This window comes from Streptomyces avermitilis MA-4680 = NBRC 14893 (genome assembly GCF_000009765.2).
Lineage (GTDB): Bacteria > Actinomycetota > Actinomycetes > Streptomycetales > Streptomycetaceae > Streptomyces > Streptomyces avermitilis.
In genome coordinates this window covers 5,354,549-5,378,901 of record NC_003155.5, presented here as the reverse complement: position 1 = coordinate 5,378,901, position 24,353 = coordinate 5,354,549, and the positions used below count along the sequence as shown (strand labels likewise).

General features: G+C 69.6%; 20 protein-coding genes and 1 pseudogene. 10 read left to right on the top strand and 11 right to left on the bottom strand.

The features are described from left to right. Positions 1-114 precede the first annotated feature (114 nt). The gene (gene aspS, locus SAVERM_RS22715) at positions 115-1,878 is read right to left on the bottom strand and encodes an aspartate--tRNA ligase (protein ID WP_010985820.1); all 1,764 of its coding nucleotides are present in this window, start codon (positions 1,876-1,878) and stop codon (positions 115-117) included. A 154-nt stretch (positions 1,879-2,032) separates the two neighbouring features. Between aspS and SAVERM_RS22710 the strand changes: the two genes are divergently transcribed. Beyond that, on the top strand, positions 2,033-4,177 hold the full coding sequence (locus tag SAVERM_RS22710; protein WP_010985819.1) for a SpoIIE family protein phosphatase: 2,145 nt from the start codon (positions 2,033-2,035) through the stop codon (positions 4,175-4,177). 16 nt (positions 4,178-4,193) lie between these two features. Here the strand turns inward: SAVERM_RS22710 and SAVERM_RS22705 are convergent, their stop codons facing one another. From SAVERM_RS22705 to SAVERM_RS22695, 3 genes are all read right to left on the bottom strand, one after another. Then, complete coding sequence (locus SAVERM_RS22705) at positions 4,194-5,237, bottom strand: AI-2E family transporter (RefSeq protein WP_010985818.1); 1,044 nt, start codon at positions 5,235-5,237, stop codon at positions 4,194-4,196. A 189-nt stretch (positions 5,238-5,426) separates the two neighbouring features. After that, positions 5,427-6,398, bottom strand: coding sequence for a pirin family protein (locus SAVERM_RS22700; protein WP_010985817.1), 972 nt, complete (start codon positions 6,396-6,398; stop codon positions 5,427-5,429). A 175-nt stretch (positions 6,399-6,573) separates the two neighbouring features. Further along, complete coding sequence (locus SAVERM_RS22695) at positions 6,574-7,038, bottom strand: SseB family protein (RefSeq protein ID WP_010985816.1); 465 nt, start codon at positions 7,036-7,038, stop codon at positions 6,574-6,576. Between the two features lie 142 nt (positions 7,039-7,180). Between SAVERM_RS22695 and SAVERM_RS22690 the strand changes: the two genes are divergently transcribed. The 3 genes from SAVERM_RS22690 (at position 7,181) to SAVERM_RS22680 (ending at position 10,833) form a co-directional block, all read left to right on the top strand. Continuing rightward, the gene (locus tag SAVERM_RS22690) at positions 7,181-9,007 is read left to right on the top strand and encodes an acyl-CoA dehydrogenase (protein WP_010985815.1); all 1,827 of its coding nucleotides are present in this window, start codon (positions 7,181-7,183) and stop codon (positions 9,005-9,007) included. 155 nt (positions 9,008-9,162) lie between these two features. Beyond that, positions 9,163-10,461, top strand: a complete 1,299-nt coding sequence (locus tag SAVERM_RS22685; protein WP_010985814.1) for a M18 family aminopeptidase — start codon at positions 9,163-9,165, stop codon at positions 10,459-10,461. A 123-nt stretch (positions 10,462-10,584) separates the two neighbouring features. Further along, complete coding sequence (locus SAVERM_RS22680; RefSeq protein ID WP_010985813.1) at positions 10,585-10,833, top strand: hypothetical protein; 249 nt, start codon at positions 10,585-10,587, stop codon at positions 10,831-10,833. 48 nt (positions 10,834-10,881) lie between these two features. On the opposite strand, the pseudogene SAVERM_RS22675 reads toward SAVERM_RS22680, so the two are convergent. Then, a pseudogene (locus tag SAVERM_RS22675) lies at positions 10,882-12,700 on the bottom strand (thioredoxin-like domain-containing protein). Between the two features lie 151 nt (positions 12,701-12,851). On the opposite strand from SAVERM_RS22675, the gene SAVERM_RS22670 reads away from it, so the two are divergent. Together SAVERM_RS22670 and SAVERM_RS22665 are read left to right on the top strand one after the other, a co-directional pair. Further along, positions 12,852-13,085, top strand: a complete 234-nt coding sequence (locus SAVERM_RS22670) for a hypothetical protein (RefSeq protein ID WP_010985810.1) — start codon at positions 12,852-12,854, stop codon at positions 13,083-13,085. 203 nt (positions 13,086-13,288) lie between these two features. Beyond that, positions 13,289-13,783 (top strand): LURP-one-related/scramblase family protein, encoded by a 495-nt coding sequence (locus tag SAVERM_RS22665; RefSeq protein ID WP_010985809.1) that lies wholly within the window; start codon positions 13,289-13,291, stop codon positions 13,781-13,783. Between the two features lie 67 nt (positions 13,784-13,850). On the opposite strand, the gene SAVERM_RS22660 is transcribed toward SAVERM_RS22665, so the two are convergent. Further along, on the bottom strand, positions 13,851-14,657 hold the full coding sequence (locus tag SAVERM_RS22660) for a carbon-nitrogen family hydrolase (RefSeq protein ID WP_010985808.1): 807 nt from the start codon (positions 14,655-14,657) through the stop codon (positions 13,851-13,853). A gap of 155 nt (positions 14,658-14,812) precedes the next feature. Between SAVERM_RS22660 and SAVERM_RS22655 the strand changes: the two genes are divergently transcribed. Further along, positions 14,813-15,637 (top strand): maleylpyruvate isomerase family mycothiol-dependent enzyme, encoded by an 825-nt coding sequence (locus tag SAVERM_RS22655; protein ID WP_010985807.1) that lies wholly within the window; start codon positions 14,813-14,815, stop codon positions 15,635-15,637. Between the two features lie 155 nt (positions 15,638-15,792). Here SAVERM_RS22655 and SAVERM_RS22650 read toward each other — a convergent pair whose 3' ends face one another. Together SAVERM_RS22650 and SAVERM_RS22645 are read right to left on the bottom strand one after the other, a co-directional pair. Continuing rightward, positions 15,793-17,097 (bottom strand): MFS transporter, encoded by a 1,305-nt coding sequence (locus tag SAVERM_RS22650; protein ID WP_037647763.1) that lies wholly within the window; start codon positions 17,095-17,097, stop codon positions 15,793-15,795. A gap of 38 nt (positions 17,098-17,135) precedes the next feature. After that, positions 17,136-17,819, bottom strand: a complete 684-nt coding sequence (locus tag SAVERM_RS22645) for a GntR family transcriptional regulator (RefSeq protein ID WP_010985805.1) — start codon at positions 17,817-17,819, stop codon at positions 17,136-17,138. A 197-nt stretch (positions 17,820-18,016) separates the two neighbouring features. Between SAVERM_RS22645 and SAVERM_RS22640 the strand changes: the two genes are divergently transcribed. Then, on the top strand, positions 18,017-18,913 hold the full coding sequence (locus tag SAVERM_RS22640; protein WP_042493425.1) for a D-alanyl-D-alanine carboxypeptidase family protein: 897 nt from the start codon (positions 18,017-18,019) through the stop codon (positions 18,911-18,913). Between the two features lie 76 nt (positions 18,914-18,989). On the opposite strand, the gene SAVERM_RS22635 is transcribed toward SAVERM_RS22640, so the two are convergent. The 3 genes from SAVERM_RS22635 to pdhA are packed head-to-tail and all read right to left on the bottom strand — an operon-like array spanning position 18,990 to position 22,597. Then, the gene (locus SAVERM_RS22635) at positions 18,990-20,387 is read right to left on the bottom strand and encodes a dihydrolipoamide acetyltransferase family protein (RefSeq protein ID WP_037647761.1); all 1,398 of its coding nucleotides are present in this window, start codon (positions 20,385-20,387) and stop codon (positions 18,990-18,992) included. Between the two features lie 10 nt (positions 20,388-20,397). After that, positions 20,398-21,375: an alpha-ketoacid dehydrogenase subunit beta gene (locus SAVERM_RS22630; RefSeq protein ID WP_010985802.1), complete on the bottom strand. Its 978-nt coding sequence runs from the start codon at positions 21,373-21,375 to the stop codon at positions 20,398-20,400. A gap of 1 nt (position 21,376) precedes the next feature. Then, complete coding sequence (pdhA, locus tag SAVERM_RS22625) at positions 21,377-22,597, bottom strand: pyruvate dehydrogenase (acetyl-transferring) E1 component subunit alpha (protein WP_010985801.1); 1,221 nt, start codon at positions 22,595-22,597, stop codon at positions 21,377-21,379. 414 nt (positions 22,598-23,011) lie between these two features. On the opposite strand from pdhA, the gene SAVERM_RS22620 reads away from it, so the two are divergent. Together SAVERM_RS22620 and SAVERM_RS22615 are read left to right on the top strand one after the other, a co-directional pair. Then, positions 23,012-23,671, top strand: coding sequence for a response regulator (locus tag SAVERM_RS22620; protein ID WP_010985800.1), 660 nt, complete (start codon positions 23,012-23,014; stop codon positions 23,669-23,671). 162 nt (positions 23,672-23,833) lie between these two features. Next, entirely contained in the window at positions 23,834-24,328 is a 495-nt protein-coding gene (locus SAVERM_RS22615) for a pyridoxamine 5'-phosphate oxidase family protein (protein WP_010985799.1), read from the top strand. Positions 24,329-24,353 lie beyond the last annotated feature (25 nt).

Genomic DNA, 24,353 nt, shown 5'->3' with positions numbered 1-24,353 from the left:
TACGAAGGTCACCTGTCAGCGACGTAAGTAAGACCTGTGATTTCACATGTACACGCAAAAGTGGCTCGAAACCGGCGTCGGTTCCGAGCCACCCTCACAGGACGGACTTCAGGACTACTTCGGCTGCGGCTTCCGTACCGAAAGGTGCAGCTCGCGCAGGCGGGTCTCGTCCAGCTCCGTCGGCGCGCCCATCATCAGGTCCTGGGCGTTGCCGTTGAGCGGGAAGGCGATCGTCTCGCGGATGTTCGGCTCGTCGGCCAGCAGCATGACGATGCGGTCCACGCCCGGGGCGATGCCGCCGTGCGGCGGGGCGCCGAAGCGGAACGCGCGGAGCATGCCCGCGAACTGCTCCTCGACGGTGTCCCGGTCGTAGCCCGCGATCTCGAAGGCCTTGAGCATGATCTCGGGCTCGTGGTTCCGGATCGCGCCGGAGGACAGCTCGACACCGTTGCAGACGATGTCGTACTGCCAGCCGAGGATGTCCAGCGGGTCCTGGGTCTCCAGGGCCTCCAGACCGCCCTGCGGCATCGAGAACGGGTTGTGCGAGAAGTCGATCTTCCCGGTGTCCTCGTCCTTCTCGTACATCGGGAAGTCGACGATCCAGCAGAACCGGAAGACGTTCTCCTCGAAGTTGCCCGAGCGCTTCGCGGCCTCGACCCGCACCGCGCCCATGATCTTCGAGACCTCGTCGAACTCGCCCGCGCCGAAGAAGACGGCGTGGCCGGGGGCCAGGGAGAGGCGCTTGGTCAGCTCGGCGACGTTCTCCTCGGTGAGGAACTTGGCGATCGGGCCGGTCAGCGAACCGTCCTCGCCGACGCGCACCCAGGCCAGGCCCTTCGCGCCCTGCTCGACCGCGTAGTCACCGAGACCGTCGAAGAACTTCCGCGTCTGACCGGACACGTCCGGCACCGGCAGCGCGCGTACGTGCTTGCCGGCGAACGCCTTGAACTCCGAGCCCTCGAAGATGTCGGTGATGTCGACGAGCTCCAGCTGGGCCCGCAGGTCCGGCTTGTCCGAGCCGTACTTCAGCATCGCCTCGCGGAACGGGATGCGCGGGAAGGGAGAGGTGACGTGACGGCCACCACCGAACTCCTCGAACAGCTCCGTCATCAGCTTCTCGATCGGCTGGAAGACGTCCTCCTGCTCGACGAAGGACATCTCCACGTCGAGCTGGTAGAACTCGCCCGGCGACCGGTCCGCGCGCGCGTCCTCGTCGCGGAAACAGGGCGCGATCTGGAAGTAGCGGTCGAAGCCGGAGATCATCAGCAGCTGCTTGAACTGCTGCGGGGCCTGCGGCAGGGCGTAGAACTTGCCCGGGTGCAGCCGGGAGGGCACCACGAAGTCGCGCGCGCCCTCGGGGGAGGTGGCGCTGAGGATCGGGGTCGCCATCTCGTTGAAGCCCAGCGCCGTCATCTTGTGACGGATCGCGGAGATCACGGCCGTACGCAGCAGGATGTTGCGGTGCATACGCTCGCGGCGCAGGTCGAGGAAGCGGTACTCCAGGCGCCGCTCCTCGTTGACCCCGTCCTCGGCGTTGATCGTGAACGGGAGCGGGGCGGCCGCGCCGAGCAGCTCGACCTCGCTCACCTCGACCTCGATCTCGCCGGTCGGCAGGTCCGGGTTCACGTTCTCCGTGCCGCGCGAGACGACCTTGCCGTCGACGCGGACCGTCGACTCCTTGGAGACCTTGTCGAGGGCCTCGTAGGCGGGGGTGCCGGGGCGGGCGACGAGCTGCGTGATGCCGTAGTGGTCGCGCAGATCGATGAAGAGGATGCCACCCAGGTCTCGGCGATTGTGCAGCCAGCCGCTCAGCCGGACGTCGCTGCCGACGTCAGAGGCGCGGAGCTCGCCGCAGGTGTGGGACCTGTACCGATGCATCGTCGTTCATCCAGTCTTCGCGGATCGGGGGCTGTTTCACGTGAAACTTCACCCCAGGGTACCGGCCACGCAGGATCGCCTCCCCGCCATTTGTGCCGTGCGGGCCTGTCCGCTTCGGTGGCAGCTCCCGATCCCCTCTCCATACAGTGGGGCCATGCGCACTGGTGAGCCCCTGCCCGCCGTGGGGGACGTGCTGACCGCCCTCGCGACCGGACTGTGGCGTTGGGACGACGCCGCCGGACTGGTCACCGTGGACGCCGAGGCCGCTCGGCTCCTCGGTCTGCCCCCCGAGCCGACGACGCTCACCCAGGCCGGCGTCCGCGCCCGTTTCCACCCCGTCGACTGGAACGAGGTCGACGGCGTCGTCCAGCTCGCCGTCGCCGAGGGCACCCTCGCCGAGGTGCGGATGCGGATCATGGACGAGCACGGCCGGGTGATCCGTACCGTACGCAGCCGCTCCAAGCCGTCGACCGACCCCACGACCGGGGCGTACGAGCTGGTCGGCACCCTTCAGGAGGTCACCGAGCCCCCGCCGGGCACCGCCGCGCGCACCCCGGTCACCGGCGACTGGCGGCGCTCGCGCGAGGCGTTCCTGCTGGATGCGGGGCGGGCGCTGGCCGAGGCGCGGTCCACGGCGGAGGTGCTGCGGGTCGCGGCGGGCCTGTCGATGCCGGGGTTCTCACCGGACGGGCTCGCGGTCTTCGGCGCGGAGGGCGACCGGCTCACCGTCATAGGCCACCACGGGCAGGCGCCGGGTGACGAGAACCCGTTTCTGAACATGCCGCTGGACACGGACTACCCGGCCGCGGAGGTCGTGCGCACCGGACGCGCCGTCTACCTCTCCTCCCAGGCCGACTACAAGGCCCGCTACCCGGCGTCCTGGCCGCTCGCCCAGCACTTCGACCGGCAGTCGTGGGCGTTCCTGCCCCTCACGGTCGCGGGGCGCACGCTGGGCGCGTGGATGGCGGCGTTCGCCTACCCCGTCACCTTCACACCGGACGAGCGTTCCGTCCTCACCACCGTGGCCCGGATGCTCGCGCAGGCCCTGTCGCGGGCGGGCGCCGCCGAGTCGGAGCGGGAGCTTACGGACGGGCTCCAGCGGTCGATGCTGCCGACGCTGGGCCCGGAGATACCCGGGATGGCGGTCGCCGCGCGCTATGTACCGACCGGCGGCGGACTCCAGGTCGGCGGCGACTGGTACGACATGATCCCGCTGCCCGGCGGCAGCCGCTTCGCGCTGGTCATCGGCGACGTCCAGGGACACGACGTACGCGCGGCGGGCCTCATGGGCCAGCTCCGCATAGCCCTGCGCGCGTACGCCTCCGAGGGCCACCGCCCGGACGCGGTCCTCTCGCGCGCCTCGCGGTTCCTGTACGGGATGACGTATGCCGATGACGGCGACGCGGGCGCCGACATGCGCTTCGCGACCTGTCTGTACGTCGAGGTGGACCCGGCGACCGGCGCCCTCGAGATCGCCCGCGCCGGGCACCCGGACCCCGCGATCCGCATGTCCGACGGGACGGTGCTCACCCGCTCCACCGCGGGCGGGCTGCCGCTGGGCATCGACCCGGACGCGGACTATCCGACGACGCGGCTCGTCCTGGAGCCCGGCGAGACGATGCTGATCTGCACGGACGGGCTGATCGAGACCGGCGGGCACGACCTGGAGACCGGCTGGCGGCGGATCCGGCGGATCCTCGAGGAGCACGACGGCGACATGGAGGAGCTGGCCGACGCGCTGGTCCAGGCCGTGCACGGGCCCTCCTCGCACCACGCCACCGGGCCGCTGACGGACCGGCGCGAGGACGACATCGCCGTACTGCTGCTGTGCCGGGCGGGGGACCGGCTCGGCCTCGGCCAGCCGGACACCCTGCTGCCGAGCGTGCGCCGCACCATGCTGACCGTCGCCCAGGCCGAGCCCGAGCGGGTCGCGAGCGCCCGGCAGCAGCTGCGCGAGCTCCTGCACGACTGGGCCTCCGAGGACCAGGTCGACTCGGCGGTGCTGCTGGTCTCCGAGATGCTCACGAACGTGCTCGTGCACACGGACGCCGAAGCGCTCCTGACGGCCGAGGTGACCGGCGAGAAGAAGGAACGGCGGATACGCGTGGAGGTCACCGACGCGAGCGACGACCTCCCGCACCGACGGCAGCCCGGCGAGCTGGCCTCCTCCGGGCGGGGGCTGATGCTCGTGGAACTGCTCGCGGACACCTGGGGCGTGGACCCGCGGGGCGAAGGCAAGAGCATCTGGTTCGAACTGCACGAACCGCCCGCCGAGTCCTACGAGACCTACGCGACCTAGGGCTGGACGCCCGGATCTATGGCTGGGGGGTGTCCGCCGCGTACCGCGCACGAAGTTCGTGCACGACCGCGAACGCGGCCGCCGTCAGGGGTACGGCGAGCAGCATGCCGAGGATCCCGGCGACCGAGGCCCCTCCCGTGATGGTGAGCATCACCACCGCCGGATGCATCTGCACGGTCCGGCTCTGGATCGCCGGCTGGAGCACATGCCCTTCCAGAACCTGCACCGCGGCGACCACCCCGAGCGCCCACAGCGCGATGACGAACCCCCGGTCGGCGAGGGCCACCAGCACCGCCAGCGCGCCGGAGATGAAGGCGCCGAGGTAGGGGATGTACGCGCCGACGAAGACCAGCGCGCCGAGGCCGACCGCGCCCGGCACGCCGAGGATCAGCAGCCCGACGGTGATGCACACGGCGTCGATGAACGCGATGAGCGTCGTGCCGCGCATAAAGCCCTCGACGGCCTCGAAGGCCCGCCGGGCCATCGCCTCGACGGTGTCGGCGGTGCCGCCCGGGGCGAGCGACCGCAGCAGCCCGGCGGCCCGGTGGGAGTCGCGCAGGAAGAAGAACACGAGCAGCAGGGCCAGTACGGCCATGGCGATGCTCTCGCCGACGACACTGACGCCGCTGATGACGTTGGAGGCGGCCGTCCCGCCGAACTTGGTGAGAAGTTCCTTCGCGTTGGAGGCCAGGTCGTCCAGCGAGGTCCCGGCGGCCCCGAAGTGGGCGGCGACGGACTGCGCCGCCCGCTTGAGCGAGGCGACGATCTCGTCGCCGGTGTCGAGGAGCGCGGCGACGACGATGTACACGGCGCCGCCGACGACGGCCACGACCGCGACACAGGTGATGCCGGCGGCCAGCGACCGGTTCACGCCGACCCTGACGAGCCTGCGGTGGAGGGGCCCGAGGAGCGCGGTCCCCAGCAGCGCGAGCAGCACGGGTACGACGGCGGTGCGCAACTCCCCGCACAGCTGGACCCCGACCCACCCGACCCCGGCGACGAGCAGGATGACGGCACACCAGGCCGCCAGCCGCCGGGCGCCTTCGGGGAGTAGCTGCACACCTGCACCCCATCACCCCCGGGGCGCGCCGTCCTGCCGGAACGGCCCACCCGGGTGACGAGGCGTCAGCCACAGCCGAGAGGGGAGCCGGGGCACTGGCCGCCCCGGCTCCCCTCTCAAGGCCCTTACGGCCCTCAAGGCCCTCAGGGTTCTACAAGCTCTTACAAGCTCTTATCGCCCTTACAGCCCTTACAGCCCGCCCTCGGCCATCCCGTGCACCGCCGGGATCGTGCCGAGGCGGCCCTTCTGGAAGTCCTCCACGGCCTGCTGGAGCTCCTCGCGGGTGTTCATGACGAACGGCCCGTAGTGCGCCATCGGCTCGCGGATCGGCTGACCGCCCAGGAGGACGACCTCGAGGTCCGGCGTGTTCGCGTCCTGCTTCTCGTCCGCGCGGACCGTGATCGACGAGCCCGCGCCGAAGACGGCCGTCTGACCGGTGTGCACCGGACGGCGGTCCGTACCGACGCTGCCGCGCCCGGCGAGGACGTACGCCAGACCGTTGAAGTCCTCGCGCCACGGGAGGGTGACCTCCGCGCCGGGCGCCACCGTGGCGTGCACCAGGGAGATCGGCGTGTGCGTGATGCCGGGGCCCTGGTGACCGTCGAGCTCACCGGCGATGACGCGCAGCAGCGCGCCGCCGTCGGGGGTGCTCAGCAGCTGGACCTGACCACCACGGATGTCCTGGTAGCGCGGGGCCATCATCTTGTCCTTGGCGGGCAGGTTGACCCAGAGCTGGATGCCGTGGAAGAGGCCGCCCGACATGACGAGGGACTCCGGCGGCGCCTCGATGTGCAAAAGGCCCGAGCCGGCGGTCATCCACTGGGTGTCACCGTTGGTGATGGTGCCACCGCCACCGTTGGAGTCCTGGTGGTCGAAGATGCCGTCGAGGATGTAGGTCACGGTCTCGAAGCCGCGGTGCGGGTGCCAGGGGGTGCCCTTGGGCTCGCCCGGCGCGTACTCCACCTCGCCCATCTGGTCCATCATGATGAACGGGTCGAGGTGGCGGTAGTTGATCCCGGCGAACGCACGGCGAACCGGGAACCCCTCGCCCTCGAAGCCGCTCGGCGCGGTCGTCACGGCGAGTACGGGACGAGCCACGGCGTCGGCCGACGCGACCACGCGGGGCAGGGTCAGCGGGTTCTCGACGGTCACTGCAGGCATGTCGGTACCTCCTTGTGCTTCGAGTTTAGTTGACTGTTGAACTTTCTGCCACCCACAACGACGGACGCCCGGAGGGAATTCCCTCCGGGCGTCCGGTGACTGAAGGTGTCTGAAGATAACTGAAGGTGGCTGAAGGTGGCTGAAGCAAGCCCTAGCCGTAGATCTAGCCGTACATCTAGCCGTACATACGGCGCATGGCGAAGTCGACCATCTGCTCGACCGCCTTGGCGTCGAACACCATCCGGTGCTCGCCCTCCATGTCGAGCACGAACCCGTACCCGGTCGGCAGCAGGTCGATCACCTCGGCACCGGTGATCACGAAGTACTTGGACTCCTTGCCCGCGTACCGGCGCAGCTCCTTGAGCGAGGTGAACATCGGGATCACGGGCTGCTGGGTGTTGTGCAGCGCGAGGAAGCCGGGGTTGTCGCCGCGCGGGCAGTACACCTTCGAGGCCGAGAAGACCTGCTGGAAGTCCTCGGCGGACATGGAGCCCGTGGTGAAGGCGCGGACCGCGTCCGCGAGCGACGGCGGCGACGGCTCGGGGTACAGCGGCGCCTGCTGCCCGTAACCGCCGGGCATCTGCTGCTGCGGCGGGATGTAGCCCTGCTGGGCACCCGCGCTCTGCTCGTAGCCGTACATGCGTCAAAGACTAGTGGGCCACATATGAGCCGTGAGGGCTTGCTTCTTATTACCGACGGGTAGCATCATCTTAGCTACTTGCTGGTACGTGTACGAGGCTGCTAGATCGCCGGCCTCCCCGATCCCTTACGGAGCCGTCGCCATGGGGCACTACAAGTCGAATCTCCGCGACATCGAGTTCAACCTCTTCGAGGTGCTCGGGCGCGACAAGCTGTACGGCACCGGCCCGTTCGCGGAAATGGACACCGACACCGCCAAGAGCATCCTCGAGGAGCTGACCCGCCTTTCGGAGAACGAGCTGGCGGAGTCCTTCGCGGACGCCGACCGCAACCCGCCGGTCTTCGACCCCGAGACGAACACCGCGCCCGTCCCGGCGTCCTTCAAGAAGAGCTACCAGGCCTTCATGGACTCCGAGTACTGGCGCCTCGGCCTGCCCGAGGAGATCGGCGGCACCACCTCCCCCCGCTCCCTGATCTGGGCGTACGCGGAGCTGGTGCTCGGCGCCAACCCGGCGGTCTGGATGTACTCCTCCGGCCCGGCCTTCGCGGGCATCCTCTTCGAAGAGGGCAACGAGGTCCAGAAGCACATCGCGAAGATCGCGGTCGAGAAGCAGTGGGGCTCCACCATGGTGCTCACCGAGCCGGACGCCGGCTCGGACGTGGGCGCGGGCCGCACCAAGGCGGTCCAGCAGGAGGACGGCTCCTGGCACATCGAGGGCGTGAAGCGGTTCATCACGTCCGGTGAGCACGACATGTCGGAGAACATCCTCCACTACGTGCTCGCCCGTCCCGAGGGCGCGGGCCCCGGCACCAAGGGCCTGTCCCTCTTCCTCGTACCGAAGTACGAGTTCGACTTCGAGACCGGCGAGCTGGGCGAGCGCAACGGCGCGTACGCGACGAACGTCGAGCACAAGATGGGCCTCAAGGCGTCCAACACCTGCGAGATGACCTTCGGCGACCGCCACCCCGCCAAGGGCTGGCTGATCGGCGACAAGCACGACGGCATCCGCCAGATGTTCCGCATCATCGAGTTCGCCCGCATGATGGTCGGCACGAAGGCGATCTCGACCCTGTCGACCGGCTACCTGAACGCCCTGGAGTACGCCACGGAGCGCGTCCAGGGTCCGGACCTCGCGAACTTCATGGACAAGACCGCGCCCAAGGTCACCATCACGCACCACCCGGACGTGCGCCGCTCGCTGATGACGCAGAAGGCGTACGCGGAGGGCATGCGCGCCCTGGTGCTGCACACCGCCGCGATCCAGGACGACATCCAGGTCAAGGAGTCCGCCGGCGAGGACACCACCGCCCTCGAGGCCCTCAACGACCTGCTCCTGCCGATCGTCAAGGGCTACGGCTCCGAGAAAGGCTACGAGCAGCTCGCCCAGTCCCTGCAGACCTTCGGCGGCTCCGGCTTCCTCCAGGAATACCCGATCGAGCAGTACATCCGCGACGCCAAGATCGACACCCTGTACGAGGGCACGACCGCGATCCAGGGCCAGGACTTCTTCTTCCGGAAGATCGTCCGCAACCAGGGCACGGCGCTGAACTCGCTGGCCGAGGACATCAAGAAGTTCCTGGCGATCGGCACCGGCGGCGAGGAGCTGGCCCCGGCCCGCGAGCAGCTCGCCAAGGCGGCCGTCGAGCTGGAGGCCATCGTCGGCCTGATGCTCACGGACCTCGCGGCGACCGAGCAGGACGTCAAGAACATCTACAAGGTGGGCCTGAACACCACCCGCCTGCTGCTGGCCTCGGGCGACGTGGTCGTCGGCTACCTGCTGCTGCGCGGTGCCGCGGTGGCCGCCGAGAAGCTGGAGACGGCCTCGGCGAAGGACAAGCCGTTCTACACGGGCAAGATAGCGGCGGCGAAGTTCTTCGCGGCCAACGTCCTGCCCGGCGTCACCGGCGCCCGCAAGCTGGCCGAGGGCGTCGACCTGGACCTGATGGAGCTGGACGAGGCCGCGTTCTAGCCCGACCAGGGGCAAAGCGCCACCCTCCCCCCACCGGGGCGGGCGACGAAGCCGCACCCGTCCTTCCGATCGGGTGTCCGCCCTTCACATCCCCCTTACGAGGGCCCGCTCCCCATCCCGGGGAGCGGGCCCTCGCTCGTCGTTAAGGTGAACGTATGAGCAACCCAGTCCGCTTCGACCGCGGCCACACCGACGACCTCATGTCCTTCCTGGCGGCGAGCCCGTCGCCGTACCACGCCGTGACGAACGCCGCGGAGCGGCTGGAGAAGGCCGGCTTCCGGCAGGTCGCCGAGACGGACGCGTGGGACTCGACCAGTGGCGGGAAGTACGTGGTGCGTGGCGGCGCGCTCATCGCCTGGTACGTCCCCGAGGGCGCCGACCCCCACACGCCGTTCCGGATCGTGGGCGCTCACACCGACTCCCCCAATCTCCGGGTGAAGCCCCGGCCGGACAGCGGGGCGCACGGCTGGCGGCAGATCGCCGTGGAGATCTACGGCGGACCGCTGCTCAATTCCTGGCTCGACCGCGATCTGGGCCTGGCGGGCCGGCTGTCGCTGCGCGACGGCTCCACGCGCCTGGTGAACATCGACCGCCCGCTGCTGCGCGTGCCCCAGCTCGCCATTCACCTCGACCGTTCCGTCTCCACCGACGGCCTGAAGCTCGACAAGCAGCGTCATCTTCAGCCCATCTGGGGTCTGGGCGGCGACGTCCGGGACGGCGACCTGATCGCGTTCCTGGAAGCGGAGCTGGGGCTGTCCGCGGGCGAGGTGACCGGTTGGGACCTCATGACCCATTCCGTCGAGGCCCCCTCCTACCTCGGCCGCGACAACGAGCTGCTGGCCGGCCCGCGCATGGACAACCTGCTGTCGGTGCACGCGGGCACGGCGGCGCTGACCGCGGTGGCCGCCGCCGACGCCTCGCTCGCGTACATCCCGGTGCTCGCGGCGTTCGACCACGAGGAGAACGGCTCGCAGTCGGACACGGGCGCCGACGGACCGCTGCTCGGATCGGTGCTGGAGCGCTCGGTGTTCGCGCGGTCGGGCTCGTACGAGGACCGGGCACGCGCCTTCGCCGGCTCGGTCTGTCTCTCCTCCGACACGGGCCACGCCGTCCACCCCAACTACGCGGAGCGGCACGACCCGACGCACCACCCGCGCGCGGGCGGCGGCCCGATCCTGAAGGTGAACGTCAACAACCGCTACGCCACGGACGGTTCGGGTCGCGCGATCTTCGCCGCCGCCTGCGAGAAGGCGAACGTCCCCTTCCAGACCTTCGTCTCCAACAACTCCATGCCCTGCGGCACCACCATCGGCCCGATCACCGCGGCCCGCCACGGCATCCGCACCGTCGACATCGGCGCGGCGATCCTGTCGATGCACAGCGCCCGCGAACTGTGCGCCACCGACGACCCGTTCCTGCTGGCGAACTCGCTGGTGGCGTTCCTGGAGGGCTAGGGCCTGTCCGGCGGATCAGGCCGGTCCCCGCCGTCGGGAGCGACCGGCTCCGCATGGGTGTACGAGTCCCGGGTACCCGGGTCCCAGCCGGAACTACCGGCTGGGACAGGGAGGGCAGGACTCATGGGCCTGGGTGGATGCATCATTCTGATCGCCGTGGGGGCCATCCTCACGTTCGCCACCGACTGGCACATGGAGGGGATCAACCTCCCTCTGGTCGGTGTCATCTTCATGATCGTCGGCCTGATCGGGGTCGCGACCTTCAGCAGCATCGCCCGCCGGAGGCGGGTGGTGATGCCGCCCAGCGCCCCGGTGATCGAGGAGGAGCGGCACCACCACCGTGACGGCTACAGCGACGGGTACGGCGTGTAGCAGCTGGTTGCCCCCCGCCCGGCAGCGGACGCTGCCGGGCCCCGTCCGTCAGGCGTCCATGCCCGCCAGCACCAGCGGGAGCCGGTCCGCGCCGCCTTCCGTGAGGCGGACCGGCACGCCCCAGTCCTGCTGGTGGACATGGCAGGCCGGGTACTCGTTCGCGGGGTCGTCGTCGCAGGACGCCGCCATCGCGGAGACGTGCAGCACACCCTCCGGTATCGCGGGGTTCAGCTCCAGCGTGCGGGACAGGTCCGGGTCCGCCCCCTCCCCGTTCAGCAGCAGCTCGGGCGGGGTGGAGGAGACCAGCAGGCGGGTCGACGGGCCGTAACGGGTGTCGAGCTTCTGCCCCGCGGGCGCCTGGAAGATCACATCCAACTGGAGCCTGCCGGGCGCCACTTCGGTCGCCGCGCGCTGGGTGCGATGGGCGACCGAGGCCACTCGTACCGCCTCCTCCGGCAGCCGCAGCCGGGTCAGCCGATGCCGGGCCGACTCGACGACCACGATGTCGTCGCCCACGAGCACCGCGTCGCTGGGCTCCCGCAAGTCCGTGGCCAGCGTGGTCACTTCGCCCGTCGCCGGGTCGTAGCGCCGCAGCGCGTGGTTGTACGTGTCGCTCACCGCGACCGAGCCGTCGGGCAGCGCCGTCACCCCCAACGGGTGCTGGAGCAGCGCCTGTTCGGCGTCCCCGTCCCGATGCCCGAAGTCGAACAGGCCGGTGCCGACGGCCGTGTGGACCGCTCCGTCCAGGTCCACCCAGCGCAGGGCGGACGTCTCGGAGTCCGCCAGCCACAGGCGGTCCGCGGTCGCCGCGAGTCCCGACGGCTGGGCGAACCACGCCTCCTCACCCGGTCCGTCGACCAGCCCCTCGTTCGTCGTGCCCGCCCCGACCTCGACCGTCCCCGCCGCCGGGTCGTACGTCCACAGCTGGTGCACCCCCCGCCATCGCGATCCACACCCGGCCGCCGAAGACCGCCACGTCCCACGGCGACGACAGGTCGACCTCGCGGGCCGGACCGGAGGCCGGCGAGCCCTGCCACCACTGCCGGCCGGTGCCCGCGAGCGTCGTGACCTCGCCGGTCGCGAGGTCCAGGCGGCGCAGCGCGTGGTTCACCGTGTCGGCGACGACCACTACGTCCTCGTCGAGCAGCGTCATGCCCTGGGGCTCACTGAAGCTCGCCGCGTCGGCCGGGCCGTCGGCGAATCCCCGGATGCCCGACCCGATCCGCCGAACCACCGACTCGCCGTCCGCCGCCAGCTCCACCAGCTGATGCCGGGTGGTGTCGCTGACCAGGAAGTTCCCCGAGGGCAGCAGGAGGGCCTTGCCGGGGAAGCGCAGCACCGTGGGCTCGGGCTCCGGCGCCACGTACGGCCCGTCGCCGCGGCGCAGGGTGCCCTTGGCCTCGTGCTCCGCCTCCAACTCCGCGACGAGCGCGGCGATGGCGTGGGCGTGCCCCTCGCCCGCGTGCTGGGCGACGACGTACCCCTCGGGGTCGATCACGACGAGCGTCGGCCAGGCGCGGACGGCGTACTGCTTCCAGGTCGCCAGCTCGGGGTCGTCGAGGACCGGGTGCTCCACGCCGTACCGCTCGACCGCGTCCACCACCGCCTGATGTTCCGCCTCGTGAACGAACTTCGGCGAGTGCACACCGATGATCACCACCGTGTCCCGGTGCTTCTCCTCCAGCTCCCGCAGCTCGTCCAGGACATGCAGACAGTTGATGCAGCAAAATGTCCAGAAATCCAGGACGACGATGCGTCCTCGCAGGTCAGCGAGGGTGTACTGCTTGTCTCCCGTGTTCAGCCAGCCGCCCTTGCCGATCAGCTCGGGGGCGCGCACACGGACGCGGCGGGGTGCGGAGTCGTTCATGCGTCAAGGGTGCCATCCGGGTGAACGGGGCCACTGAGCCTGTGGATAACTCGGTCACTCAGCGTGCTCGATTCCGTCCGGGATGCGTTCGGGTCGTAACGGAGAGATGCTCGACGCACACGGAGGGGGGTCACTGTAAAGGAGCAGTTCCATGCCACGGAACACCAAGGACTCGAACATGCGCGACGACGACACCCGCAACCGCGGCCCGCAGCGCGACCGGATGCGGGGCGAGGGCGAGATAGTCGACCGCGAGGGGATGCCTCCGTCGCGCGGCTCCCGGCGCGAGGACGACATGCGCGACCGCGAGCAGGGGCGGGAGCGGATGCGGGACGAGGAGGAGCTCCTCGGCGAGGAGAACAAGCGGGGCGAGGGCTACCGGTAGTCGGAAGCCACGGTCCACGACGAGTCCCCCGCGGGCGGGTTGCCGCGGGGGACTTTGGCGGGTCCGGTTCCTGCGCGTCCGGTTCGGACGGTCGGGTGGTCAAGCAGTCGGGTGGTCAAGTAGTCGGGTGGTCGGCGGACGGGACTCGGCCCGTCGGCCTATCGGCGGCGTTTCGGACCCGCCACGGGGGAAGCCCTCACCGTATGAGATTCCTCGTACGCGACCGGCTCCTCGGCTTCGGTGACGACTACTGGATCGAGGACCAGCACGGCAACAAGGTGTTCCTGGTCGACGGCAAGGCGATGCGGCTGCGGGACACCTTCGAGCTGAAGGACACGCAGGGACGTGTGCTGATCGACATCCACCAGAAGATGTTCGCCCTGCGGGACACGATGGTGATCGAGCGGGACGGCGAACCGCTGGCGACGATCAAGCGCAAACGCCTGTCCCTGCTGCGCAACCACTATCGCGTCACCCTGGTCGACGGCACGGAACTCGACGTCAGCGGCAAGATCCTGGACCGCGAGTTCGCCATCGACTACGAGGACGAACTCCTGGCCCAGATCTCCCGGCGCTGGCTGCACGTCCGGGAGACGTACGGCGTCGACGTCGTCAGGGACGACGCGGACCCGGCGCTGCTGATCGCGGTGGCGGTGTGTGTGATCCACCTGGCGGAGAAGGAACGCGGAGAGGACTGAGGGCTGGAGGGCTGGGGGACTGGAGGGCCGGAGGACTGGACCGGAGGACCGCTGGAGGGCCGGAGGGCTACGGCGCTTGCCTGCGGGCGGTGGACGTCGACCCCAGCACCCGGTCCTTCAGCGCCGGGAACTGTTCCCGCGTCACGGCCACCTTCGCCGGGTCGAACTCGACCGTCAGGATCTCCTCGTCCGTCCCGGCCTCGGCCAGCACCTCACCCCACGGATCGACCACGATCGAGTGACCCGCCTGGGGAACTCCCGCATGCGTACCGGCCGTTCCACACGCGAGCACGAACGCCTGGTTCTCGACGGCCCGCGCCTGAGCCAGCAGCGTCCAGTGGGAGCGTCGGCGCTCCGGCCAGCCCGCCGGGATCACGAGCGTCTCGGCGCCCGCGTCGACGAGCCCGCGGAAGAGCTCGGGAAAGCGAAGGTCGTAGCAGGTGGCCACGCCCACGGTCGTCTCCGGCAGCCGCACCGTCACCAGCTCGCTCCCCGCCCCCATCAGCACGGCCTCGCCCTTGTCGAAACCGAAGCGGTGGATCTTGCGGTACGTGGCGGCGAGTTCACCCCCGGGGGTGAAGACGAGGGAGGTGTTGTACAGGGTGCCGTCCGGCGCGCGCTCGGGGATCGAGCCGGCGTGCAGCCACACGCCCGCCTCGCTCGCCGCGTTCGCCATGGCGTCGGACGTCGGTCCCTCGAGCGACTCGGCCTCCGCGTCGAACGACTCGTAGGCGAACGCACCCGTCGTCCACAGCTCGGGCAGCACCACGAGATCGACACCGGCTTGTTCTCGTACGAGAGACGTCACACGCCGCCGACGCGAATCAACCGATTCGCCCTCGTCTACACGGATCTGGAGGAGAGAGGCGCGCACACTACCACCGTCCTGGCATTCGAGCCGTCCATACGGGCCTACGATCGTCACACGAAAGCACTGCCGGGGTGCCTCACAGCAGCGTAACTTAGCGTTCCGAGGCACCCACCGCCCGCGCACTGCCCGCGTTCCAACCGCCCGAGGGGTCCCGTTCCGTGAGTCTGCATCCCACTCTTCAGCCCTACGCCGACGCCTGGACCCACTCGATCGAAGCGATATCCGAGCTGGTGACGCCGCTCGTGGAGGGTGAGTGGAACCGGCGTACGCCCTGCCCCGGCTGGTCGGTGAGGGACCTCGTCTCGCATGTCATCGGCCTCGACTGCGAGATGCTCGGCGACCCCCGTCCGATCCACACCCTCCCCCGCGACCTGTTCCACGTCACGAACGAGCACCAGCGGTACATGGAGATGCAGGTCGACGTCCGCCGTCATCACACGGCGCCGGAGATGACGTCCGAGCTGGAGTACACGGTGATCCGGCGCAACCGGCAGCTGCGGAACGAGTCGCGGGCCCCAGAGACGAAGGTGCGCGGGCCGCTGGGCTCCGAGCCGACCCTCGAAGAGGCCATGCGCAACCGGGCGTTCGACGTGTGGGTGCACGAGCAGGACCTCCGCGCCGCCCTTGGCCGGCCGGGGAACCTGGACTCGCCGGGTGCGTACATCACCCGCGACGAACTGCTCGCCGCCCTCCCGAAGGTCGTCGCCAAGAACGCGGGTGCCCCCGCGGGCTCGGCGGTCGTCTTCGACGTCCACGGTCCGGTCGAGTTCCTGCGGACGGTACGCGTCGACGCGGAGGGCCGCGGTTCGATAGACGGCACCCCCTCGCTCGGCCCGGCGGTGACCCTGACGCTCGACTGGGAGACGTACTACCGCCTGGCCTGCGGCCGGGTGACGGCGGACGTCGTGAAGGACCGCATCAAGGCGGAGGGCGACCCGGAGCTGACCGCGGCGATCCTGCTGTCGTTCGCGGTCACGCCGTAACCGGGGGGCGGGGGCTCGGGTCCCCCACCTCACGCCTCACCCTTCACGCGCGCGGTTTCAGCTGGTGCGGGGGCCGGCCCGGGCGAACCTCGGCGTCGGCTGGCGTCCCCGCCGGCCTCGTCCCCTGCCTCCGCTCCGGCCCGCCGACCGCGTGCCTAGGCAGGCACGTGCACCGTCTCCACCCGGCTGGCCACCAGCCGCTCCCGCTCCCGCCGGGCGGCCTGCTTCCGCAGTCGCAGGATCTGGCTGATGCCGACGGCCTGGAGGACGAACACCGCGGAGAACGCCACGCCGTAGTCGTCACCGGTCGCGTCGAGCAGGACCCCGATCGCGAACAGCGTCGTCATCGAGGCGACGAAACCACCCATGTTGGTGATCCCGGACGCCGTCCCCTGCCGCTCCGGCGGATTCGCGGGGCGCGCGAAGTCGAAGCCGATCATCGACGCCGGCCCACAGGCTCCCAGCACCGTGCACAGCACGATCAGCATCCACATCGGGGCCCGGTCGGCCGGGTAGGCCAGCGTGAGTGCCCACACCACCGCCGTCGACGCCACCGTGCCGAGCGCCAGCGGCAGCCGCGCCGCGTGATGCCGGGCGACGACCTGGCCGTACACCAGTCCCACCACCATGTTGGAGAGCACCACCAGGGTGAGCAGCTCCCCCGCCGTCGCCCGGGACAGCCCCTGCGCCTGCACCAGGAACGGCAGCCCCCACAGCAGCAGGAACACCATCGCCGGGAACTGCGTCGTGAAGTGCACCCACATCCCCAGGCGCGTGCCGGGCTCGCGCCAGGACGCCGCGATCTGCCGTCGTACGTACGCCGATCCGTGGTGCGGGAACGGCTCCGGCTCGTGCCCCTCGGGGTGGTCCTTCAGGAACAGCAGCAGGAGTACGAGGACCACGACCCCCGCGGCCGCGCTGCCCGCGAACGCCGCCGTCCAGCCCACCCCGTGCAGCAGCCGGGCGAGGACGAGCGTCGAGACCAGGTTGCCCGCCATGCCGACCAGACCCGCGAGCTGGGCGACCAGCGGACTGCGGCGGGCCGGGAACCAGCGTGTGCCGAGCCGCAGCACGCTGATGAAGGTCATCGCGTCACCACAGCCCAGCAGCGCGCGTGAGGCGAGCGCCATGCCGTACGAGGAGGAGAACGCGAAGCCCAACTGCCCCGCCGTGAACAGCACCACACCGATGGCCAGCACCTTCTTGGTGCCGAGCCGGTCGACCAGCAGCCCGACCGGTATCTGCATGCCCGCGTACACGAGGAGCTGGAGGATCGAGAAGGTGGACAGGGCCGAGGCGTTGACGTGGAAGCGGTCCGCGGCGTCGAGCCCGGCCACCCCCAGCGACGTACGGAAGATGACCGCGACGAAGTAGACGGAGACACCGATGCCCCAGACGGCAACGGCGCGGCGCCCGCCGGGCGGGTCCCCGGGGAGCGAGACGGCGCCGCCGGAGCTCATCGGTCCGCGCCCCCCGCCCGTCGGTCCGCGCCCCGCGCTCATCGGACCTCGCCCCGGGCCAGGTTGGAGAACCAGCTGACGTGCTGGTGGATGATGCCGACGACGGCCTCCGCGTCACCGGAGCGCAGCGCTTCGAGAATCGCCTCGTGCTCGGTGAGCGTCTTGGTGATCCGGTCGGGGTGGGCGTGCATCACGGCGACGCCCATCCTCAACTGCCGGTCGCGGAGCTGGTCGTAGAGCCGGGAGAGGATCTCGTTGCCCCCGCTGCGCACGATCTCGGCGTGGAAGCAGCGGTCGGTGACGGCGGCGCCGGCCAGGTCCCCGGCCGCGGCCTGCTCCTTCTGCTTGGCGAGCAGCTCTTCGAGACGGGCGATCAGCTGCGGCGAGGCGGGGACCGCCTTCCGCGCGGAGTGCTCCTCGACGAGCTGACGGGTCTCGACCACGTCCGCGATCTCCTGGGCGGAGACCGGCAGGACGAGAGCTCCCTTTTTCGGGTAGAGCCTGATCAGCCCTTCGACCTCCAGCCTCAGCAGCGCCTCCCGCACGGGAGTCCGTGAGACCCCGACCTCCTCGGCCAGTTCGCCCTCGGTGAGCAGCGTCCCGCCTTCGTAACGGCGTTCCAGAACGCCCTGCTTGACGTGCGCGTACACCCGGTCGGCGGCGGGCGGCCGCTTGAGGGTCGGCTGCTCGGGCGCGGGGGCCGCGGACGGGGCTGAAGACATGCACACATCTTAGATACAACACGTACGCATGAAGGGGCCGTTCCACGATGTGGACCGAACGCATCCGTCACAACAAACTCTCCAGCAAGTGCACATCCTTTTGTGCTACTCACGAGTCTCACGAGAAAGCGGCACCTTCATCTGGCCGCTTTTCAGGGGCATTTCAGTGCTTTAGAGACGCAATCGGAGCGTTCAACTTGATTACCGGCATTAAGGGCGGGCGGATCCGCAGGGCTGCCGCCGCAGTGATCACTGCCGGCGCCGTGCTCTCCACCGGCGCCCTCACCGCGGCACCCGCGCAGGCCGTCACCAAGCCCACGATCACCGCCAAGGGCGGTTACGTGATGAACAACGGCACCGGAAAGAGCCTGTACACCAAGGCGGCCGACACCAAGCTCTCCACCGGCTCCACCACCAAGATCATGACTGCCAAGGTGGTGCTGTCGCAGTCGAACCTGAACCTGGACGCCAAGGTCACGGTCCAGAAGGCGTACAGCGACTACATCGTCGACAACAACTACGCCTCCTCGGCGCACCTGATCGTCGGCGACAAGGTCACCGTCCGTCAGCTGCTGTACGGGCTGATGCTGCCGTCGGGCTGCGACGCCGCGTACGCGCTCGCCGACAAGTTCGGCAGCGGCTCGACCCGGGCCGCGCGGGTGAAGTCGTTCCTCTCCAAGATGAACTCCACGGCCAAGAGCCTGGGCATGACGAACACCCACTTCGACTCGTTCGACGGCATCGGTCACGGCAGCAACTACTCGACGCCGCGCGACCTGACGAAGCTCGCCAGCAGCGCGATGAAGAGCTCCACCTTCCGCACGGTCGTGAAGACGAAGTCGACGAAGCAGAAGGCGACGACCAAGAGCGGCGGCTACCGCTACTACAACTGGGACAACACCAACCCGCTGCTCGGCACCTACACCGGCACGATCGGTGTGAAGACGGGCTCGGGCCCCGAGGCCAAGTTCTGCCTGGTCTTCGCCGCCACCCGCAACGGCAAGACGGTCATCGGGACGGTCCTCGCCTCGACGTCGGTCGCCAACCGCACGGCGGACGCGAAGAAGCTGCTGAACTACGGCTTCGCGGTCTGATCCGCACCCACTCACCACGACGAAGGGGACCGGCCGCTCGTCCGCGGTCGGTCCCCTTTGTCGTGGCCGGTGGGCGCTAGGCCCAGGTGATCAGCCGCTTCGGCTGCTCCAGGATCGCCGCCACGTCGGCCAGCACCTTGGAGCCCAGCTCGCCGTCGACCAGGCGATGGTCGAAGCTGAGCGCCAGCGTGGTGACCTGTCGGGGCTTGACCTTGCCCTTGTGGACCCACGGCTGGAGCTTGATCGCGCCGACCGCGAGGATCGCGGACTCGCCGGGGTTGAGGATCGGCGTGCCCGTGTCGACGCCGAAGACGCCGACGTTCGTGATCGTGACCGTGCCGCCCTGCATGGCCGTCGGGGACGTCTTGCCCTCGCGGGCCGTCGACACCAACTCACCCAGTGACTCGGCCAGTTGCGGCAGCGTCTTGGCGTGGGCGTCCTTGATGTTCGGGACGATCAGACCGCGCGGGGTGGCCGCCGCGATGCCCAGGTTCACATAGTGCTTGAGGACGATCTCCTGGTTCGCCTCGTCCCAGGACGCGTTGATGTCCGGGTTCCGCTTGATCGCGACCAGGAGCGCCTTGGCGATGAGGAGCAGCGGGTTCACCCGCAGGCCGGTGAACTCCTTGTCCTGCTTCAGCTCCTCGACCAGCTTCATCGTGCGCGTCACGTCCACCGTCACGAACTCCGTGACGTGCGGCGCCGTGAACGCCGAGCCGACCATCGCCGCCGCCGTCGCCTTGCGGACGCCCTTGACGGGGACACGGGTCTCACGAGCCGTGTCGTACGCGGCCACCGGCGCCGGGGCCGGGGCAGCGGGCGTCTGCACGGGCTGGGGTGCCGGCGGCGGTGGCGCCACCGCCGCGTGCACGTCCTCGCGCGTGATGACGCCGTCGGGGCCCGACGGCGTGATCGTCGCGAGGTCGACGCCCAGGTCCTTGGCCAGCTTGCGCACCGGCGGCTTCGCCAGCGGACGCTGCTTCACCGCGCCGTGTCCGTTCAGCTCGCCCTGGATGCCCTGGAGAACGGTCGCTGCGAAGTACGTGCCCTCCGCAGCGGGCTCGCTCGCCGGCGCGCTCTTGCGCGGACGGCGCTTGGTGGAGGACTCGGCCACCCCGTAGCCCACGAGGACGGGCTTGCGGCCCTCGGGCTTGGGCTCCTCCTGGACCGGAGCCTCCTGCGCGGGCACGGGGATCTCCGCCACCGGTGCGTCGCCGGCCACGTCCACCGCGATGATCACCTGTCCCACGTCCACCGTCGTCCCCTCGGGGAAACGGAGTTCGCGTACGACACCGTCGTACGGAATGGGGAGTTCCACGGCCGCCTTCGCGGTCTCGACCTCGCAGACGACCTGGCCGTCGGTGACGGTGTCGCCGGGCTGGACGTACCACTTGAGGATCTCGGCCTCGGTGAGTCCCTCACCCACATCGGGCATCTTGAACTCACGCACGGACGCCTCAGTCATCGTCGTCACGACCCTCTCCTCAGTACGCCAGCGAGCGGTCGACGGCATCGAGCACCCGGTCAAGGCCCGGAAGGTACTCCTCTTCCAGACGCGCCGGCGGATACGGGGCGTGGTAGCCGCCGACCCTCAGCACGGGTGCCTCCAGGTGGTAGAAGCAGCGCTCCGTGATGCGGGCGGCGATCTCCGCGCCCGTGCCCAGGAACACCGGCGCCTCGTGCACCACGACCAGACGGCGGGTCTTCTCGACGGAGGCCTGGACGGCGTCGAAGTCGATCGGCGACATGGAGCGCAGGTCGACGACCTCCAGGGACTTGCCCTCCTCCTCGGCGGCGGCCGCGGCCTCCTGGCAGACCTTCACCATCGGGCCGTACGCGGCGAGCGTCAGGTCGGTGCCCTCACGCACCACACGGGCCTTGTGCAGCGGGTCGGGGATCGCCTCGACGTTGACCTCGCCCTTGTCCCAGTAGCGCCGCTTCGGCTCGAAGAAGATCACCGGGTCGTCGCTCTGGATGGCCTGCTGCATCATCCAGTACGCGTCCGACGCGTTGGACGGGGAGACCACCTTGAGGCCCGCCACGTGCGCGAAGAGCGCCTCGGGGGACTCGGAGTGGTGCTCGACGGCGCCGATGCCGCCGCCGTACGGGATGCGGACGACAACGGGGAGCTTGATCTTGCCGAGCGCCCGCGCGTGCATCTTCGCGAGCTGCGTGACGATCTGGTCGTACGCCGGGAAGACGAAGCCGTCGAACTGGATCTCCACCACCGGGCGGTAGCCGCGCAGGGCGAGACCGATCGCCGTGCCGACGATGCCCGACTCGGCGAGCGGGGTGTCGATGACCCGCTCCTCGCCGAAGTCCTTCTGCAGGCCGTCGGTGACGCGGAAGACGCCACCGAGCTTGCCGACGTCCTCACCCATGATCAGAACCTTGGGGTCGGACTCCAGGGCCTTGCGCAGCGACTCGTTGATCGCCTTGGCGATCGCCATCTTCTCGGCCATGTCAGTTACCCCCCTGTCCCGCGGCGGAGCCGCCGTCAGGCTCCGTCGTGAACGACGCCTGGTAGGCGGCGAACTGCGCCCGCTCCTCGTCGACGAGCGCATGCCCGTCCGCGTACACGTTCTCGAAGATGGCGAAGTGGTCCGGGTCCGGCATGGCACGCACCACTTCGCGCACTCGCCTTCCCAACGCCTCGCTCTCCACCTCGAGTTCCGCGAAGAATCCCTCGTCCGCGTGGTTTGAGGCCTCGAGATACGTGCGCAGACGCAGGATCGGGTCCTTCGCCTCCCACGCCTCGCGCTCCTCGTCGGCCCGGTACTTGGTCGGGTCGTCGGAGGTGGTGTGCGCGCCCATGCGGTACGTGAACGCCTCGACCAACGTGGGCCCCTCGCCCCGGCGGGCCCGCTCGAGGGCCCACTTGGTGACGGCGAGGCAGGCCAGTACGTCGTTGCCGTCGACGCGGACGCCCGGGAAGCCGTAGCCCTGCGCGCGCTGGTAGAGCGGGACGCGGGTCTGCTTCTCGGTGGGCTCGGAGATCGCCCACTGGTTGTTCTGGCAGAAGAAGACGACAGGGGCGTTGTAGACCGCGGAGAAGGTGAACGATTCGGCGACGTCACCCTGGCTGGAGGCGCCGTCACCGAAGTACGCGATCACGGCCGAGTCGGCGCCGTCCTTGGCGATACCCATGGCGTAGCCGGTGGCGTGCAGCGTCTGCGAGCCGATGACGATCGTGTAGAGGTGGAAGTTGTTGCTGTTGGGATCCCAGCCGCCGTTGTTCACGCCGCGGAACATGCCGAGCAGGTTGGTGGGGTCGACCCCGCGGCACCAGGCGACGCCGTGCTCGCGGTAGGTCGGGAAGACGTAGTCGTCGTCACGGGTGGCCCGGCCCGAGCCGATCTGGGCGGCCTCCTGCCCGAGCATCGAGGCCCACAGGCCCAGCTCGCCCTGGCGTTGCAGGGAGGTGGCCTCTGCGTCGAAGCGGCGGCTCAGCACCATGTCCCGGTACAGACCGCGCAGCTCTTCGGGGGTGATGTCCGCGACGTACGCGTCGTACTCGGGGTTCTTCACCCGCCGGCCGTCGGGCGTGAGCAGCTGAATCAGCTCGTGCTCGGCGCCGGTCGTGCTCGGTGACTTCTTGGCGCCGGGGCTGGTGCGCTTGGCTGCGGCGCTCTTCGTACCGGCGCTGCGTCGCGGCTTTCGCGCGGCAGTGCTCTCCACGGTCACGTGTGCTCCTCCGTCGGTCCGGCCCCCGGGGTTGCCGGGTGGCTGGGGGTTCCCCCTGCTCGCTTTTTGAGCTTGGGGAAGCGACTCGCCTGCTCCAGTACCCGTGCACGGGGTGGGTGCCACTCGGCCAGGAACAGGCGTGACAGGTGCCCCGGCGAGCGCCCTGCACCATGCACGTTACCCAGTGCCCCACATTTCTGTGAAACCCCTACTGACCTGCGATTTTGCTTGGATTTCCAAGTACTTTTCGGTAGGACGTCCGAGTAAATCGCGTCAATCGGGAAACAGCCGCTGGTCACGCCATTGGTTACAGCCTTGCAGGGGGCCGGAACACCGGCACGTTATCCCGGAGACCCCGGGCGCGGGAAGAGTCCACTCCGGGCGGACATAGGGGTCCTGTGTGAGACTTACCCAGTGAGCGAATCCGGAAAAATAACTGTATTCCTCTTGGACGACCACGAGGTGGTCCGCCGAGGAGTGCACGACCTGCTCTCGGGGGAGGACGACATCGAGGTCGTCGGCGAGGCGGGGACGGCCGCCGACGCCTTGGCACGGATTCCGGCCACCCACCCGGACGTGGCCGTGCTGGACGTACGGCTCCCGGACGGCAGCGGTGTGGAGGTGTGCCGTGAGATCCGCTCGCAGAACGACGCCGTCAAGTGCCTGATGCTGACCTCCTACGCCGACGACGAGGCCCTCTTCGACGCCATCATGGCGGGCGCCTCCGGGTACGTCCTGAAGGACATCCGCGGCAGTGAACTGCTGGCCGCGGTACGCGACGTCGCGGCCGGGAAGTCCCTGCTCGACCCCGTGGCCACCGCCCGCGTCCTGGAGCGGCTGCGCGAGGGTGGCGGCCCCAAGGAGGACGACCGGCTCGCGCACCTGACCGATCAGGAGCGCAGGATCCTCGACCTCATCGGCGAGGGGCTCACCAACCGCGAGATCGGTGAGCGGCTGCACCTCGCCGAGAAGACGATCAAGAATTATGTATCGAGTCTGCTTTCCAAACTGGGGATGCAGAGACGTTCGCAGGCGGCCGCCTATGTGGCGCGCATACAGGCGGAAAAGAGCTGATCAGGGCTTGTCCGGCGGAAAAGAGCCGGTCAGGGCTTGTCCGGCGGGGAAGACCAGTCAGGGCTCGGCCGGCGGATCAGTCAGGCGATTCGGGACTTACGTCCCGGCCAATGGGGGCGGGTTCCCCTTTTCCACGGCCCCTCGGTGCCACAGATTTGAGGCATGCCCACCAACGAACACCTCGCCGTCGAACTGATCGGCCGCGCCGACCACGGCCGGGTGGCCACGAGCATGCGCGCGCTGCCCTTCCTCGTGTGCGTCCGCCACATCGTGCTGGCCGGACGCGTACTGCTGCGCCTGCACAGGGGCTGGGGGTACCACCGGGCCTGCGTGGGCAGTGTGGTGGCCTACGGCTCCGACAACCTCGGGCGCCCCGGGCCGGGCGGGAACCTGTGGTCCGCGCAGATCGTGGGCCGGTGTGAGGCGATCGAGCCGACCGCCGCACAGATCGCGCTCTTCGGCCCGGCGCCGGGCCGCGTGGACGGCGAGCCCTTCGACCCCGTGTATCTGCGCATCGAGCCGCAGCTCGGCACGGTGCACTTCATGGACGATCACACCATGGACGATCGCTCCATGAACGATCACTCCGTGGAGGGACTCTCCATGGACGATCGCCCCGTGCCGGTGGCCGGAACGCCGCTTCGGAGCCGACCGTGATCGAGTCCACGCACTTCCGGTGATC

What these genes read in the sequence shown, in the direction of transcription:
- aspS (WP_010985820.1), bottom strand. Translation starts at nt 1,878, where the DNA reads ATGCATCGGTACAGGTCCCACACCTGCGGCGAGCTCCGCGCCTCTGAC.
- SAVERM_RS22710 (WP_010985819.1), top strand. Translation starts at nt 2,033, where the DNA reads ATGCGCACTGGTGAGCCCCTGCCCGCCGTGGGGGACGTGCTGACCGCC.
- SAVERM_RS22700 (WP_010985817.1), bottom strand. Translation starts at nt 6,398, where the DNA reads ATGCCTGCAGTGACCGTCGAGAACCCGCTGACCCTGCCCCGCGTGGTC.
- SAVERM_RS22695 (WP_010985816.1), bottom strand. Translation starts at nt 7,038, where the DNA reads ATGTACGGCTACGAGCAGAGCGCGGGTGCCCAGCAGGGCTACATCCCG.
- SAVERM_RS22690 (WP_010985815.1), top strand. Translation starts at nt 7,181, where the DNA reads ATGGGGCACTACAAGTCGAATCTCCGCGACATCGAGTTCAACCTCTTC.
- SAVERM_RS22685 (WP_010985814.1), top strand. Translation starts at nt 9,163, where the DNA reads ATGAGCAACCCAGTCCGCTTCGACCGCGGCCACACCGACGACCTCATG.
- SAVERM_RS22680 (WP_010985813.1), top strand. Translation starts at nt 10,585, where the DNA reads ATGGGCCTGGGTGGATGCATCATTCTGATCGCCGTGGGGGCCATCCTC.
- SAVERM_RS22670 (WP_010985810.1), top strand. Translation starts at nt 12,852, where the DNA reads ATGCCACGGAACACCAAGGACTCGAACATGCGCGACGACGACACCCGC.
- SAVERM_RS22665 (WP_010985809.1), top strand. Translation starts at nt 13,289, where the DNA reads ATGAGATTCCTCGTACGCGACCGGCTCCTCGGCTTCGGTGACGACTAC.
- SAVERM_RS22650 (WP_037647763.1), bottom strand. Translation starts at nt 17,097, where the DNA reads ATGAGCTCCGGCGGCGCCGTCTCGCTCCCCGGGGACCCGCCCGGCGGG.
- SAVERM_RS22645 (WP_010985805.1), bottom strand. Translation starts at nt 17,819, where the DNA reads ATGTCTTCAGCCCCGTCCGCGGCCCCCGCGCCCGAGCAGCCGACCCTC.
- SAVERM_RS22630 (WP_010985802.1), bottom strand. Translation starts at nt 21,375, where the DNA reads ATGGCCGAGAAGATGGCGATCGCCAAGGCGATCAACGAGTCGCTGCGC.
- SAVERM_RS22615 (WP_010985799.1), top strand. Translation starts at nt 23,834, where the DNA reads ATGCCCACCAACGAACACCTCGCCGTCGAACTGATCGGCCGCGCCGAC.